This is a genomic window from Bacillus sp. PS108 (assembly GCF_037963335.1).
Classification (GTDB): domain Bacteria; phylum Bacillota; class Bacilli; order Bacillales; family Bacillaceae; genus Bacillus; species Bacillus subtilis.
The window spans coordinates 3966575-3982139 of the sequence record NZ_CP150155.1 but is presented as its reverse complement, the minus strand read 5'-3'; the positions used below and the strand labels follow the sequence as shown (position 1 = coordinate 3982139).

General features: G+C 47.8%; 15 protein-coding genes. 12 read left to right on the top strand and 3 right to left on the bottom strand.

The window, feature by feature from the left end; genetic code table 11:
* Positions 1–4: 4 nt before the first annotated feature.
* The 12 genes from snaB (at position 5) to NSQ16_RS20605 (ending at position 11800) form a co-directional block, all read left to right on the top strand.
* A complete protein-coding gene (gene snaB / locus NSQ16_RS20660) occupies positions 5–502 on the top strand; it encodes a sulfur-containing aminoacid acetyltransferase SnaB (RefSeq protein ID WP_003227107.1) in 498 nt (165 codons plus the stop codon).
* Between the two features lie 24 nt (positions 503–526).
* Positions 527–1321, top strand: a complete 795-nt coding sequence (locus tag NSQ16_RS20655; protein ID WP_003227109.1) for an amino acid ABC transporter substrate-binding protein — start codon at positions 527–529, stop codon at positions 1319–1321.
* A gap of 22 nt (positions 1322–1343) precedes the next feature.
* Positions 1344–2018: an amino acid ABC transporter permease gene (locus NSQ16_RS20650; RefSeq protein WP_003227111.1), complete on the top strand. Its 675-nt coding sequence runs from the start codon at positions 1344–1346 to the stop codon at positions 2016–2018.
* 12 nt (positions 2019–2030) lie between these two features.
* Entirely contained in the window at positions 2031–2780 is a 750-nt protein-coding gene (locus NSQ16_RS20645) for an amino acid ABC transporter ATP-binding protein (protein WP_014478463.1), read from the top strand.
* A 16-nt stretch (positions 2781–2796) separates the two neighbouring features.
* Positions 2797–3939: an N-acetyl-sulfur-metabolite deacetylase SndB gene (sndB, locus tag NSQ16_RS20640; protein WP_003227116.1), complete on the top strand. Its 1143-nt coding sequence runs from the start codon at positions 2797–2799 to the stop codon at positions 3937–3939.
* Positions 3936–5273: an MmgE/PrpD family protein gene (locus NSQ16_RS20635; protein WP_003227118.1), complete on the top strand. Its 1338-nt coding sequence runs from the start codon at positions 3936–3938 to the stop codon at positions 5271–5273. The genes sndB and NSQ16_RS20635 overlap by 4 nt, the downstream gene beginning before the upstream one ends.
* 69 nt (positions 5274–5342) lie before the next feature.
* Complete coding sequence (eutH, locus tag NSQ16_RS20630) at positions 5343–6455, top strand: ethanolamine utilization protein EutH (protein ID WP_032676947.1); 1113 nt, start codon at positions 5343–5345, stop codon at positions 6453–6455.
* A 72-nt stretch (positions 6456–6527) separates the two neighbouring features.
* On the top strand, positions 6528–7355 hold the full coding sequence (locus NSQ16_RS20625) for a DUF1206 domain-containing protein (protein WP_003227122.1): 828 nt from the start codon (positions 6528–6530) through the stop codon (positions 7353–7355).
* A gap of 133 nt (positions 7356–7488) precedes the next feature.
* Positions 7489–8430, top strand: a complete 942-nt coding sequence (gene deoR / locus NSQ16_RS20620; RefSeq protein WP_003227124.1) for a DNA-binding transcriptional repressor DeoR — start codon at positions 7489–7491, stop codon at positions 8428–8430.
* 105 nt (positions 8431–8535) lie between these two features.
* On the top strand, positions 8536–9207 hold the full coding sequence (gene deoC, locus NSQ16_RS20615; protein ID WP_003227127.1) for a deoxyribose-phosphate aldolase: 672 nt from the start codon (positions 8536–8538) through the stop codon (positions 9205–9207).
* 80 nt (positions 9208–9287) lie between these two features.
* Positions 9288–10469 carry a nucleoside permease NupC gene (nupC, locus tag NSQ16_RS20610; protein WP_003227130.1) on the top strand — a complete coding sequence of 394 codons (1182 nt, stop codon included), beginning with the start codon at positions 9288–9290 and terminating at the stop codon, positions 10467–10469.
* A 29-nt stretch (positions 10470–10498) separates the two neighbouring features.
* Positions 10499–11800, top strand: a complete 1302-nt coding sequence (locus NSQ16_RS20605; RefSeq protein WP_003227132.1) for a pyrimidine-nucleoside phosphorylase — start codon at positions 10499–10501, stop codon at positions 11798–11800.
* A 43-nt stretch (positions 11801–11843) separates the two neighbouring features.
* Here the strand turns inward: NSQ16_RS20605 and NSQ16_RS20600 are convergent, their stop codons facing one another.
* The 3 genes from NSQ16_RS20600 to hutI all read right to left on the bottom strand — a co-directional run bounded on the left by NSQ16_RS20600 (position 11844) and on the right by hutI (position 15564).
* Positions 11844–13271, bottom strand: coding sequence for an amino acid permease (locus NSQ16_RS20600; RefSeq protein WP_003227134.1), 1428 nt, complete (start codon positions 13269–13271; stop codon positions 11844–11846).
* Positions 13272–13346: 75 nt separating this feature from the next.
* Entirely contained in the window at positions 13347–14306 is a 960-nt protein-coding gene (gene hutG, locus NSQ16_RS20595) for a formimidoylglutamase (protein ID WP_003243908.1), read from the bottom strand.
* Complete coding sequence (gene hutI / locus NSQ16_RS20590; protein ID WP_046664027.1) at positions 14299–15564, bottom strand: imidazolonepropionase; 1266 nt, start codon at positions 15562–15564, stop codon at positions 14299–14301. Before hutI ends, hutG begins: the two co-directional genes overlap by 8 nt.
* Position 15565 lies beyond the last annotated feature (1 nt).

Below are 15565 nucleotides of genomic sequence, written 5' to 3'. Positions count from 1 at the left end.
CTAGATGAAGCCACAATACCGCCTTGCAGTTGAACGTGATGCCGAACAGCTTCTCGAGCTGACATTGCGGGCTTATGAACCGATTCGAAAGCTCGGCATTCGTTTTGCTGCCGCTCATGCGGATTTGGATTTGGTGCTGAAAAATATTCGGGAAAATGCTTGCTACGTCATGGAAGAAGACGGGCGGATCATCGCGACCATCACCTTGAGAATGCCTTGGGGAAAACAGCCGGGACCGTATGGCGTTCCGCATATCTGGTGGTTTGCTGTGGACCCCGACACCGGAAAAAAAGGAATCGGAACAAAGCTGCTTCAATGGCTGGAGGAAACAATCCTTCGCGATACGTTAAAGGTTCCGTTTGTCTCACTCGGAACAGCGGATAAGCATCCGTGGCTGATTGAGATGTACGAACGAAAAGGATATGTCCGCTCAGGTGAACAAGACCTTGGAAAAGGGCATATCACAGTCTATATGAAAAAACAATTGCGACATGATCTATAAAAATAGAAAAGGCGGGAAAATCAAATGAAGATGAAAAAATGGACAGTGCTGGTCGTTGCTGCATTATTAGCGGTGCTCTCAGCTTGCGGCAATGGAAACAGCAGCAGTAAAGAGGATGACAATGTGCTTCATGTCGGTGCGACAGGACAAAGTTACCCATTTGCTTATAAAGAAAACGGAAAGCTGACAGGTTTTGACGTGGAAGTGATGGAAGCAGTCGCTAAGAAAATTGACATGAAACTGGACTGGAAGCTGCTTGAATTCAGCGGGCTGATGGGAGAGCTTCAAACAGGCAAGCTTGACACCATTTCTAACCAGGTAGCTGTGACAGACGAACGTAAGGAAACGTATAACTTTACGAAACCATACGCTTATGCGGGAACACAGATTGTCGTCAAAAAAGACAATACAGACATCAAATCAGTAGACGATTTAAAAGGCAAGACAGTCGCAGCCGTTCTCGGTTCAAACCACGCGAAAAACCTTGAAAGCAAAGATCCTGATAAAAAAATCAATATCAAAACGTATGAAACACAAGAGGGTACGCTGAAGGATGTTGCGTACGGCCGGGTAGACGCTTATGTCAACAGCCGAACTGTATTGATCGCGCAAATCAAGAAGACCGGTTTGCCATTAAAGCTTGCAGGAGATCCGATTGTTTACGAACAGGTTGCATTCCCATTTGCCAAGGACGATGCGCACGACAAGCTCCGCAAAAAAGTCAATAAGGCGCTAGATGAATTGCGTAAAGACGGAACACTGAAAAAACTCTCTGAAAAATACTTTAATGAAGATATCACAGTAGAACAGAAGCATTAAGAAACGGCGGTGAATCACCAGAATGAACACGATTGATTGGGAATTCATGATATCAGCGTTCCCGACTTTAATTCAGGCCCTTCCGATCACGTTGTTTATGGCCATAGCGGCTATGATTTTTGCCATTATCGGAGGACTTATTCTCGCACTCATTACAAAGAACAAAATTCCAGTGCTTCATCAGCTGTCAAAGCTGTATATATCCTTTTTTCGAGGCGTGCCGACACTGGTGCAGCTGTTCTTAATCTATTATGGGCTGCCGCAGCTATTTCCAGAGATGAGCAAAATGACAGCTCTCACAGCCGCTATCATCGGGTTAAGCTTAAAAAATGCAGCATATTTGGCAGAAATCTTCCGGGCTGCCCTCAATTCTGTTGATGACGGGCAGCTGGAGGCGTGCCTGTCTGTCGGTATGACAAAATTTCAGGCATACAGACGGATTATTTTGCCGCAAGCGATCCGAAATGCGATTCCGGCAACGGGCAATACATTTATCGGGCTCCTGAAAGAAACGTCACTGGCCTTTACATTAGGGGTCATGGAGATGTTCGCCCAAGGGAAGATGTACGCTTCAGGAAACCTCAAATATTTTGAGACGTACTTGGCGGTTGCGATCGTCTATTGGGTTCTTACCATGATCTACAGCATGTTGCAGGACTTGTTTGAACGCGCCATGAGCAAGCCATACCGGACTTAGAGGTGAAATCAGTTGATAACAGTAAAAAATATTCGCAAAGCGTTTAAAGATCTCGTCGTGCTAGATGGAATCGATCTAGAAGTGAAGCGCGGAGAAGTGGTGGCGATCATCGGTCCGTCCGGTTCCGGAAAATCAACGCTTCTCCGGTGCTTGAATCTATTAGAACGTCCGGATCAAGGCCTCATTGAAATCGGAGAAGCCAAACTGAACGCGGAAAAATTTACACGCAAAGAAGCACACCGGCTTCGCCAGCAAACGGCCATGGTCTTTCAAAACTACAATCTGTTTAAAAATAAAACGGCTCTGCAAAACATTACAGAAGCTTTAATCGTGGCTCAACATAAACCACGCGACGAAGCGAAACGTATTGGAATGGAGATTCTGAAACAAGTCGGTCTGGAGCATAAGGCTGATAGCTATCCGATCACAATGTCCGGCGGCCAGCAGCAGCGAATCGGCATCGCGCGGGCGCTTGCGGTCAATCCGCATGCGATTTTGCTGGATGAACCAACGTCAGCGCTTGACCCTGAGCTCGTCACAGGGGTGCTTCAGGTCATCAAGTCCATTGCGGAAAAACAAACAACGATGATCATTGTTACACACGAAATGGCGTTTGCAAAAGAGGTTGCTGATAAAGTGATTTTTATGGCAGACGGCCATATTATCGAGCAGGGAACGCCAGAGGAACTGTTTGACCATCCGAAAAACGAACGGACGAAACGATTTATCAAGCAGGTGGGAGAGCCTGCAGAGCTTATATAAGAAGGGGAGAAGAACAATGGCCGACAAAGCGTTTTATACCCGTTTAATCAATATGCGGCGTGATCTTCATGAACATCCTGAACTGTCATTTCAAGAGGTTGAAACGACGAAAAAAATCCGCCGCTGGCTTGAGGAGGAGCAAATCGAAATACTTGATGTTCCTCAATTGGAGACTGGCGTGATTGCAGAAATCAAAGGACGGGAAGACGGCCCCGTGATAGCAATACGAGCGGACATTGACGCGCTCCCGATCCAAGAACAGACGAATCTCCCGTTTGCATCTAAGGTTGATGGCACAATGCATGCGTGCGGACACGATTTTCATACTGCTTCTATTATTGGCACAGCGATTTTGCTGAATCAAAGAAAGGCCGAGCTGAAAGGTACAGTCCGCTTTATCTTTCAGCCGGCCGAAGAAATTGCCGCAGGAGCAAGAAAGGTTCTAGAAGCTGGCGTACTTAATGACGTTTCTGCGATTTTCGGCATGCACAATAAGCCGGATCTGCCTGTCGGGACCATTGGTGTAAAGGAAGGTCCGCTCATGGCAAGTGTTGACCGATTTGAGATCGTCATCAAAGGGAAAGGCGGGCACGCCGGCATCCCAAATAACAGTATTGATCCAATCGCTGCAGCCGGACAAATCATCAGCGGGCTGCAATCTGTGGTCAGCCGCAATATCAGCTCACTGCAAAACGCAGTCGTCAGTATCACAAGAGTACAGGCGGGCACCTCGTGGAACGTAATTCCAGACCAAGCTGAAATGGAGGGAACGGTTCGAACCTTTCAAAAAGAAGCGAGGCAGGCTGTTCCGGAGCATATGAGACGAGTGGCTGAAGGAATTGCAGCGGGCTATGGGGCACAAGCAGAATTCAAGTGGTTTCCTTATTTGCCTTCCGTTCAGAATGACGGCACATTTTTGAATGCGGCATCCGAAGCTGCGGCACGGCTTGGCTATCAAACCGTTCACGCTGAGCAGTCTCCGGGCGGAGAAGACTTCGCTCTGTATCAAGAGAAGATTCCGGGATTTTTTGTCTGGATGGGAACGAACGGGACGGAGGAGTGGCATCATCCGGCCTTTACACTGGATGAAGAAGCCCTTACGGTTGCCTCTCAGTACTTTGCGGAGCTGGCGGTTATTGTATTGGAGACCATCAAATGAGCAAACAAGGGCTGACAGCAGGTCTTGCAGCGGCTGTGAGAACGTCACAACCTGAGCATTCAGTTGACGCGATTCACGAAGCAAAAAAGGGATTACTTGATTTTACTGCCGCTTCATTCGCAGGAAGAGAAGATAAAGGAATTCAAAAGCTGCTCCGGCTGATAGAGGATGAAGGAGGCCTGCCTCTTGTTCCTATTATCGGACAGGGCAAAAAGGCCGCGCCATTACAATCCGCGATGCTCAATGGATTTATCGCTCATGCATTGGATTTTGATGATGTCCACTCCGATGTAAGAGGACACCCCAGTGCAGTCATCGTACCGGCCCTTATTGCATCTGCCGCTCGCGGACATAACGAGCGGCTTCTTGGCGCTTATGTTGTTGGTGTTGAAGTGATGGCACGGCTGGGAGAATCAATTGGCAGCCGCCACTATGAAAAGGGCTGGCATAATACAGGAACGCTTGGTGCCATCGCTGCTGCCTGCGCCGTAGGTTATGCTGAGGAGCTGACTCAGGAAGAGTTGGAAAAAGCAATTGGTTTTGCGGCTACGCAATCTGCTGGGATGAGGGTGCAATTTGGAACAGAAATGAAACCGCTGCACGCCGGTCTGGCGGCTCAGGCTGGCTTGCTGGCCGTTAAGCTGGCCCAATCAGAATTTGGCGGGTCCCGCACGGCACTTGATGGAGAAACTGGTTTCTTCAGTCTGTACGGTGACGTTGAAAAAGCACAACACACTTTGCTAAACGATTGGGGGGCACCGTGGAGAATTGTGCAGCCGGGTCTATGGTTTAAAATCTATCCATTTTGTTCCGCGGCACACCATGCTGCAGATGCGGTACGACAGCTTATCTCCGAAGAAACCATTTCTGCGGCCAATACCGAACGTATTGAAGTGATATTTCCGCCAGGCGGAGATGCTGCATTGACGGAACGATCTCCAAAAACTGGAGAGGAAGGCCGTTTCAGCGTTGAATATGTGATTGCTCTTGCTTTGCACGGACACGACCTGACCGTTGAACATTTCAACAGCCAGCCGATCCCAAACGGCATTCAAACGACAATAGGGCATATTCAGCGCGTATATGACAATGCTACTCAGCCGGCTCCCCGTGCCGTTCCAAAAGGCCGTTTTACGATTGTCCGGGCCTATTTATCAGACGGCCGGATTTGCGAAGCGCGTGTGGACTGCCCAAAAGGGGCGCCAGGAAATGAGCTGTCTGAAGAAGACATAATAGAAAAATTGACATTAACGGTCCCGCAAGAAAAAGCGCGGAGCATCATAACAGCCGTTGAAAAAGCCGATATAAAAGAATTTTTAGCTCATATTGAATAAGATCAACTCTATTCGGTGATTTCAGATGATATGATAAAACCAATCATATGTTTGAAAAAGGAGAAAACCATGACGGTGAATGACGCGGTTGTATTCATTTTGGCTGCCTTTTTACTATGGGGAGCGGCGGATTATTGTTTGGGAAACAGATGGGGGCTAGGCGAGCGGTTTGCGGCCGGGTTTAAGGCTATGGGGCCGCTGGCGCTGTCCATGATCGGAATTGTGTCGCTGGCGCCCGTGCTGGCAGCAATCCTGATTCCCATTGTTGCTCCGTTTTACACAGCGATTGGCGCGGACCCTTCTTCCTTTGCGAACACCATTTTGGCGATTGATATGGGAGGATATGCGCTGGCTGGAGAAATGGCGAAAGATCCGGAGGCCGGGCTGTTTTCATGGGTGTTTTTAGGAACAATGATGGGACCGGCAATCGTCTTCACAATTCCCGTCGCTCTTGGCATCATCGAAAAAGAGGATCATCCGTATTTTGCGAAAGGCATATTAATCGGGCTGTGCACAGTGCCGATCGGTTGTTTCATCGGCGGATTATGCGCGGGCTTTGACATCGGCATGATAGGTAAAAACCTTCTGATCCCGAGTCTGTTATCTGCTGTGATCGCTTTTGGATTATGGCGGTATACCGACAGTATGATTCGGTTGTTTCATCTCTTCGGGAAAGCGGTCAGTGTGGTTGCGATTATCGGGCTTGCGGCTGTCTCCGTTGAAACGCTGACAGGCATTGTGCTGATTCCGGGAATGGAGAATGTCGAGACAGGGATACAAACGACAGGGACCATTGCCATTGCTCTGGCAGGGGCATTTCCGATGACGGCTTTTATTACAAAAACCTTTAAAAAACCGCTAAAGGCTCTGGGGAAATGCCTTCATTTAGATGAGACAGCAACAGCAGGCTTGGTGACCTCTTTGGCGCACCATATCCCAATGCTGGCTTCATTAAAGGATATGACGCCGAGAGGAAAGGTCATCAATGTCGCGTTTGCGGTCAGCGGCGCCTTTGTACTCGGCAGCCACCTCGGTTTTGTGGCTGGAATGAAAAAAGAAATGGCGGCGGCCATGATCATTGGGAAATTAGCAGGCGGAGTCACAGCTGCCGCAGCGGCTGCTTGGATGACACCTGCACAATCAGCTAATCAGCAAAAACGTATCTCAGCCGGCCATAGCTGAGGCAGAAGCTGTTTCAACTTTGTCCAATCGGGAATGTTACAGTAAAGATTTCTGTGAAAGAGGGTTGGACACATGGCGGTGAAAGACCGGTACATGTCAAAAATAAAACAGGAAACCAAGCCTTGGATCAAACGATTCGGGAGGCTTGGTTATTTTGCATTCGGCGGCGTTTTTATTCTGCTTGGGGTTTTGGCTTTTATGACGGCTGCCGGGGCAGGCCGCGCCAAAGATTCGAGCGGAGCTCTCCAAACGCTATCACGCATGCCGTATGGGTCACTATTGCTTTTTTTAATAGGCATCGGCCTTATCGGCTATGTAAGCTGGATGGTGTTAAGCGCAATCAAGGACACGGAGGGGCACGGAAACAGCAGGCGAGGCCTGTCACGGAGAATAGGAAACTTTTTCAGTGCCGCCGTTTATACATCCATCGCTTGGAATGCCTTGCGATTTGTGTTTGGCCAAGGGGACGGCGGCACTTCAGAACAGACGTGGTCCGCTTATGTATTGGCGCAGCCATTCGGCCAATGGCTCACAGGGCTTACGGGTGCGGGTTTTATCGTATTTGCGATTGTTCAATTTATGAAAGGCGTTCGGGCTGCTTTTATGAAAGAATTCGATACATCAAAAATGAACAAACAGATGATATGCATCACGAAAAACACCGGGCGCGCAGGCAATATCGCCCGCGCCATTATTTTCTCAGCCATCGGCTATTTTCTCATCAAGACAGCCATGACCGCTGATCCCGACGACACAAGAGGCTTTGACGGCGCGCTCGCCGAACTCGCGCAGCAGCCGCATGGCAAATTGATTCTGTCTATATTGGCATTAGGCCTGATCCTATATGGAATGTACGCCATTATCAAAGGCATTTATCAGCATATGACCTGGGAGAAGTAAGCTCTGGGCAGGTCCGCGCCCAGAGCGTTTTTCAGTTTCTTAGAAATCAGGTGGATGAAAGCCGGCGCCAGCCTGTATAATAAAAGCAAATCAAAAGCAGTTTTATCAGGACTGATCCACAGGGAGGTGCAGAATGGATCGGGAAAAACAACAATTAAGCATAGAAGCGGCAAGGCTTTACTATCAGTCTGACTACAGTCAGCAGCAAATTGCTGAGCAGCTCAACATTTCAAGGCCAACCGTTTCCCGGCTGCTGCAATATGCAAAGGAAAAAGGGTATGTCCAGATTCGCGTCATGGACCCTTTTGAGGATTTGGATGCGCTCGGTTCCATACTTGAAGAGAAATACGGGCTCCTCGAGGCGCATGTTGTGTTTTCCCCGACACCCGATTATGCAGGAATTACACATGACCTAAGCCGCTATGGTGCAGAATATATGCATGAAACGGTAAAAGACGGCGACATTGTCGGCGTCAGCTGGGGAACCACCATGTATCAAATCGCGCAAAACATGCAGCCGAAGCAGGTAAAAGGCGTCGAGGTCGTCCAGCTGAAAGGCGGCATCAGCCATTCCCGGGTAAACACGTATTCGGCTGAAACGATTCAGCTGTTTGCAGAGGCTTTTCAAACGATGCCGCGCTATCTCCCGCTTCCCGTCGTGTTTGATAATGCGGATGTGAAGCGAATGGTGGAGAAAGACCGTCATATTGAGCGGATCATCGAGATGGGAAAGCAGGCGAATATCGCTCTCTTCACGGTGGGGACTGTCCGTGATGAAGCGCTGTTGTTCCGGCTCGGATATTTTAACGAAGAAGAGAAAGCCCTGCTGAAAAAACAGGCCGTGGGGGATATTTGTTCACGCTTTTTTGATGCGAAAGGGAATATTTGCAGCAGCGCCATCAATGACCGGACCATCGGTGTTGAGCTTCAAGACCTTAGACTGAAGGAACGCTCCATTTTAGTTGCCGGCGGAAGCAGAAAAGTATCTTCCATTCACGGAGCATTAACCGGAAAATATGCCAACGTTTTAATCATTGACCAGCATACCGCGAGGGCGCTTGTTAATGATTTGTGACACGTTCAAACCTTTCGTTGAACAAAATTTCAATTACCAATTTACATATGTTCAAAAGTCGGTTATGCTAAAAAATATCTTAACAAAAAAGGAAGTGTGCGAAGGATGTCATTAGCCAACATAATTGATCATACAGCTTTGAAACCGCATACACAAAAAGCGGACATTCTAAAACTAATTGAAGAAGCGAAAACATATAAATTTGCTTCAGTATGTGTCAATCCGACATGGGTGGAGCTTGCTGCAAAAGAGCTTAAGGGAACTGGAGTCGACGTTTGTACGGTCATCGGCTTCCCGCTCGGTGCCAATACAACTGAAACAAAAGCGTTCGAGACAAAAGACGCCATTTCAAAAGGCGCCACTGAAGTGGATATGGTCATTAATATTGCCGCTTTAAAAGACAAGGAAGACGATGTGGTGGAAGCTGATATCCGCGGTGTAGTGGAAGCTGCAGCCGGAAAAGCGCTTGTCAAAGTCATTATCGAAACGTGCCTTCTGACTGATGAAGAAAAAGAACGTGCATGCCGTTTAGCGGTGTCTGCGGGAGCGGATTTCGTAAAAACATCAACAGGCTTTTCTACAGGCGGCGCAACGAAGGAAGATATCGCCTTAATGCGCAAAACAGTAGGACCTGATATCGGCGTGAAAGCATCTGGCGGCGTCAGAACGAAAGAAGATGTAGACACAATGGTAGAGGCCGGAGCAAGCCGAATTGGCGCCAGCGCAGGCGTTTCTATCGTAAAAGGAGAAAATGCATCAGGCGGAGACAACTATTAAGAGCTGACGGAAGGCAGACTGCTTTCCGTTTTCTGAGGAAACAGTAATTGTAAGCGAATACAAATAAAGGAGAAACACATATGAAGTATTTGATTGGGATTATCGGTTTACTCGTGTTTTTAGGCCTCGCGTGGATCGCGAGCAGCGGCAAAAAAAGAATTAAGATCCGCCCAATTGTTGTTATGCTCATTTTGCAATTTATTCTTGGCTACATTCTCCTCAATACCGGAATAGGGAATTTCCTCGTGGGAGGATTTGCAAAAGGATTCGGTTATCTGCTTGAATACGCGGCAGAGGGAATCAACTTTGTGTTTGGCGGCTTGGTGAATGCGGACCAAACGACATTCTTTATGAATGTTCTCTTGCCAATCGTGTTTATTTCCGCTCTGATCGGGATTCTGCAAAAGTGGAAAGTCCTCCCGTTTATTATTAGATATATCGGCCTTGCCCTCAGCAAGGTAAACGGTATGGGAAGATTGGAATCGTATAACGCAGTGGCTTCTGCGATTTTAGGGCAGTCAGAAGTATTTATCTCCTTGAAGAAAGAACTCGGTCTTTTAAATCAGCAGCGCTTGTACACGCTTTGCGCATCTGCGATGTCAACTGTATCAATGTCGATTGTCGGCGCGTATATGACAATGCTGAAACCGGAATATGTTGTAACAGCGCTGGTTTTGAACTTATTTGGCGGTTTCATAATTGCTTCTATTATTAATCCGTACGAGGTTGCAAAAGAAGAGGATATGCTTCGTGTTGAGGAAGAAGAAAAACAATCCTTCTTCGAAGTGCTCGGAGAATACATCCTTGACGGTTTCAAAGTAGCGGTTGTCGTCGCTGCGATGCTGATTGGATTTGTCGCGATTATTGCCTTGATCAATGGCATTTTTAATGCAGTATTCGGTATTTCGTTCCAAGGCATTCTTGGATATGTGTTTGCTCCATTCGCTTTTCTTGTGGGTATCCCATGGAATGAAGCTGTTAATGCGGGAAGCATTATGGCAACAAAAATGGTATCGAATGAATTTGTCGCCATGACGTCGCTTACGCAAAACGGTTTCCATTTCAGCGGCCGTACAACAGCGATCGTATCGGTATTCCTTGTGTCATTTGCGAACTTCTCCTCAATCGGAATCATTGCCGGTGCCGTAAAAGGACTGAATGAAAAGCAAGGAAATGTCGTCGCTCGTTTCGGCTTGAAATTATTATACGGTGCTACGCTTGTCAGCTTTTTATCAGCAGCAATTGTGGGCTTGATTTACTGAACTTAATCGAAAAGGATCGGTGACCAAACATGAGAATGGTAGATATCATCATCAAAAAACAAAACGGAAAAGAACTCACCACTGAAGAAATTCAATTTTTCGTGAACGGCTATACAGACGGAAGCATTCCTGATTATCAGGCAAGCGCGCTTGCTATGGCGATTTTCTTCCAGGATATGAGTGACCGTGAACGCGCGGACTTGACGATGGCTATGGTGAACTCCGGTGAAACGATTGATCTTTCTGCCATTGAAGGAATTAAAGTGGATAAACACTCCACCGGCGGCGTCGGCGACACGACAACACTCGTTCTCGCTCCGCTTGTTGCGGCTCTTGACGTGCCGGTTGCCAAAATGTCCGGCCGCGGCCTCGGCCATACGGGCGGCACGATTGATAAGTTAGAGGCAATCGACGGCTTCCACGTGGAACTGACGAAGGATGAATTTATTAAACTTGTGAACCGCGACAAGGTTGCGGTCATCGGCCAAAGCGGCAATTTAACGCCGGCTGATAAAAAACTGTACGCGCTTCGTGATGTAACGGGAACGGTCAATTCCATTCCGCTCATTGCAAGCTCGATTATGAGCAAAAAAATCGCTGCCGGGGCGGACGCCATCGTGCTTGACGTAAAAACGGGAGCGGGCGCCTTCATGAAAACAGAAGAAGACGCAGCTGAACTTGCCAAAGCGATGGTACGCATCGGAAATAACGTCGGCCGTCAAACAATGGCTGTCATTTCAGACATGTCCCAGCCACTCGGCTTTGCGATCGGAAATGCGCTTGAAGTCAAAGAAGCGATCGACACACTCAAAGGCGAGGGGCCTGAGGATCTTCATGAGCTTGTCTTAACGCTCGGCAGCCAGATGGTTGTGCTTGCGAAAAAAGCCGATACATTGGACGAAGCGAGAGCGAAGCTGGAAGAAGTCATGAAAAACGGCAAAGCGCTTGAGAAATTCAAGGATTTCCTGAAAAACCAAGGCGGCGACAGCTCAATTGTTGACGATCCGTCTAAGCTTCCGCAAGCCGCATATCAAATTGATGTGCCTGCCAAAGAAGCGGGTGTCGTCTCCGAAATCGTCGCGGACGAAATCGGCGTCGCGGCGATGCTGTTAGGTGCCGGCCGCGCCACAAAAGAAGACGAAATCGATTTAGCCGTCGGCATCATGCTCCGCAAAAAGGTCGGCGACAAAGTAGAAAAAGGGGAACCGCTCGTAACGCTTTACGCTAACCGAGAAAACGTCGATGAAGTCATCGCAAAAGTCTATGACAACATCCGCATCGCCGCGGAAGCGAAGGCGCCGAAGCTGATTCATACGTTAATTACAGAATAAAAAATAAAGCACATCCCATGCTGAGCGGGGTGTGCTTTTTTAATTATAGGATGTGATCGGCTGGATATTCCTCTTGGCTGATTTTTTTCGCTTTTGTAACATTTCTTTTGAAATGGTAGATGAGATAGCAAAGGATGATACAAGGAACTCCGCAGAAAAGTGCGATTCTTTGATTGGGATCAAAAGCAAGACCGATACAAGAAGCAGAACATAATAAGAGAGCGGCTATAGGCATAAGAGGATAAAGCGGCGTGCGAAATGTCAGATCTTTTACATCCCCCCCTTTTTTCAAAAATCTCTTTCGAAACAAGAGTTGGGACAAGGCAATGCTCATCCAGACCACGACTCCTGCAAATCCAGCAATTGCTACCATCACCACATAGACAGTTCCAGGGGCCACGATACTGGAAACGAGAGATAAACAAGATACAGCCATACTGATCATTAAGGCATTTAAAGGAATGCCTTTAGATGTCACTTTCTTAAAACGGGAGCTGATCATGTTTTCATTTGCTAAAGACCACATCATACGGGTCGAAGCATATAAGCCTGAGTTGGCGACAGACAGCAAGGCTGTTAATATTACGAAATTCATAATATCAGCAGCGTAAGGAATTCCGATCTCCGCAAATACGGCGACAAACGGGCTTTCAATCACGCCTGCGTCCTTCCATGAAATCAACCCGGATAATATGAAGACAGCGCCAATGAAAAAAATCACGGTTCTCCATGCGACATTACGGATGGATCGCGGTATATCCTTTTGAGGATTTGCTGATTCTCCTGCTGTAACGCCGATTAACTCTGTACCGGAAAAGGCGAAGCTCACAGATATCATCGCGATAAAAACGGCGAGAAAGCCATTTGGAAACAACCCGCCATGATCTGTGAAGTTTGACAACATAGGAGCATCCGCCGTTCCGTTTAAAGAGATCAGGCCAAACATGGCGGCTCCTCCTAAAATGATAAATAAAATAATGGTGACAATCTTTACGCTGGAAAACCAAAATTCAGTTTCCGCAAATAACTTAACTGAAAATGCGTTGCATATAAAAAGAAGGGCTGCAAAAATCGCACTCCACATCCATACACTGCTGTCAGGGAACCAGCGCTGCATGAGAATACCGGATGCGGTAAACTCAGAGCCTACCGTCACCACCCAATTGATCCAGTACATGATGCCGACCATAAAACCGGTAGATGGACCGATAAATGTTGTAGCATATTTTTGAAAAGAGCCGGTCACCGGCATGGCAACCGACAATTCGCCGAGACATTGCATGACGAGGTACATCATCAACCCGCCGATTACATAAGCGAGTATCGTACCGCCGGGTCCGGCTTGATGTAGCGTATAGCCCGTACTGAGGAAAAGTCCTGTGCCTATGACGCCTCCCAATGAGATCATAAATAGGTGCCTGCTTTTCATTGTGCGTTTTAGCTGTTGGCTGCTGTTCTCCTGAAGATTCACTGTCTCGCCCTCCTTTTAGCTGCCATTCCTTAGGCAGATGAGTTTCTTATACCCAAAATACAACCTGCCAGAAGATCACTTGAATGGGGAGAGTTTCATTCCTTTTAATGCGTGTAACAGAACATGAGCTGCAGCTCTGCTTGTCATATCTCGAAAATCGAGGGTAGGGTCGACTTCAACAATTTCAATCCCGGCAACATTGGGCTGTTGTGCGATGTACTTGACTGCTTCAAGCAATTCGTCTGTATAGAGGCCGCCCGGGCCAATCGCTGGACAGCCGGGTGCATGGGACTGGTCTAAGACATCCATGTCAACAGATATAAAAATGAAATCTGTTTTATCTTGAACAACAGGCAAAATCTCTTTTATCGTTGGGATTAGTCCTTTTTCCCGGATCATGTCCATCGTGTGAATGTTCACGTTATGTTTTTTTGCATATGCTTCATAGGCCTGGCTGTTGCTGAATTCTCTGATACCCAGCTGGATCAAATGTTGACCTTCAATGATCTCTTCATCCAAAAGGCGGCGGAAGGGGGTGCCGTTTGTCGGCCCCCCGTCCTCCGTATTGCGAACATCGTGATGGGCATCAAATTGAATCACCGCTGTCGTTCCTTTTGTTTGTGCTATCGCTTTTATTGTGGAGTAGCTGATAGAGTTATCTCCCCCAAGTATGAGCGGCACCCAATCCGGATGATCCGAAAGCAGAGCGTGCATGGTTTGGAAAATGTGATGATGTGACTTTACGATATCAGTGACATGAATATCGATATCCCCCAGGTCATATAGAAGCTCTGATACGACGTGCTCTCCAAGCTCAGCAGAATAGGCTGATGAATGTTTCAGAGCCTGGCGTATTGTTCCGGGTGCAAAGGAAGCGCCTGAATGACTGATGGAGGATTTTGATAGGGGGACACCTATCAACGCCGGTCCCTTAATGTCCTGGCCGTCCCATGTTGCGATCAGGTCGCTCATTTTTGTGACATCCCGGTCTTTAAACGAAGATCCGGCCTCTCTGAGAAAAGGGTACTTATCCAAGAATGGCTCCCTCCCTGTTGACAACAATTGTTCCATTTTTCATGACTTGATGTACATGATTGACCCCGTAGTGATACGGAATATACATATAGTTCGGGGCTTGCCAAATGACAAGATCAGCTGAGCGGCCAGCTTTGAGCTGACCGGCTTCTTCTCCTTTTCCTATGGCATATGCGGCATTGACTGTGACCGCGTGCCATATTTCTTCTGCAGTCATCTTCAGATGAAGCGCGGCAATCGACATGATCAGCTGGATATTTTCAGTCGGCGAGCTGCCAGGGTTAAAATCCGTTGCCAAGCTGACACATACCCCTTCATCAATCATAGCTCTTGCCCTGGCGTATGTGCTTTTGCCAAGATAAAATGTCGTGCCCGGCAAGAGGACGGCGATCGTTCCTGCCTCAGCCAATTTCTTTATGCCTTCGTCCGATGCCCCTACCAAATGGTCGGCTGAGACGGCCTTTAGCTCACCTGCTAATTCAGCACCTCCAAGCGGATCGATTTCATCTGCGTGTATTTTTAATCCGAAGCCTGCCTCAGCTGCTTTTTGTAAATAACGGCGGGATTGGCTGACTGTAAAAACGCCTGTTTCTGTAAAAATATCAGCAAAGCTGGCGAGCTCCTGCTCTTTGATTTCCGGCAAAAGGGAAAGCATTTGATCCAGAAATTCATCTGGATCGTTTTGATATTCGGGAGGAATCGCATGGGCCCCCATAAATGTGGAAACAAGGTCAACAGGCTGGCTTTCATGCAGTTTTTTTGCGACACGCAACTGTTTGAGCTCTGTCTCTTTTTCCAAGCCGTAGCCGCTTTTCACTTCTGCTGTGGTTGTGCCGTAGGACAGCATTTTTTGCAGATGAAAATGGGCTTTTTGCAGCAGCTCTTCTTCTGAAGCCGCCCTGGTATCCTTGACTGTAGACAGAATCCCGCCGCCCTGCGCCAGAATATCCAAATATGAAATGCCCTGAAGCTTAAGGTTCATCTCCTTTTCACGAGATCCGCCAAATACAAGATGGGTGTGCGGATCAACGAGGCCGGGCGTTACAAGGCGTCCCGAACAGTCAATGATTTCGTCTGCCTCGTAACCGGCTTCAGCCCCTTTTTGTCCGGCGAACACAATTTTCTGTTCATGGATGCCGACAACAGCGTCTTCGATCACATGAAGATCCTGCATGCTTTTGCCTGCCCGCGGACCGCTGCTTTCCATCGTCAAAAGCTGACCGATGTTGATGAGAATCGTATCAATTTGCTTTGGCATG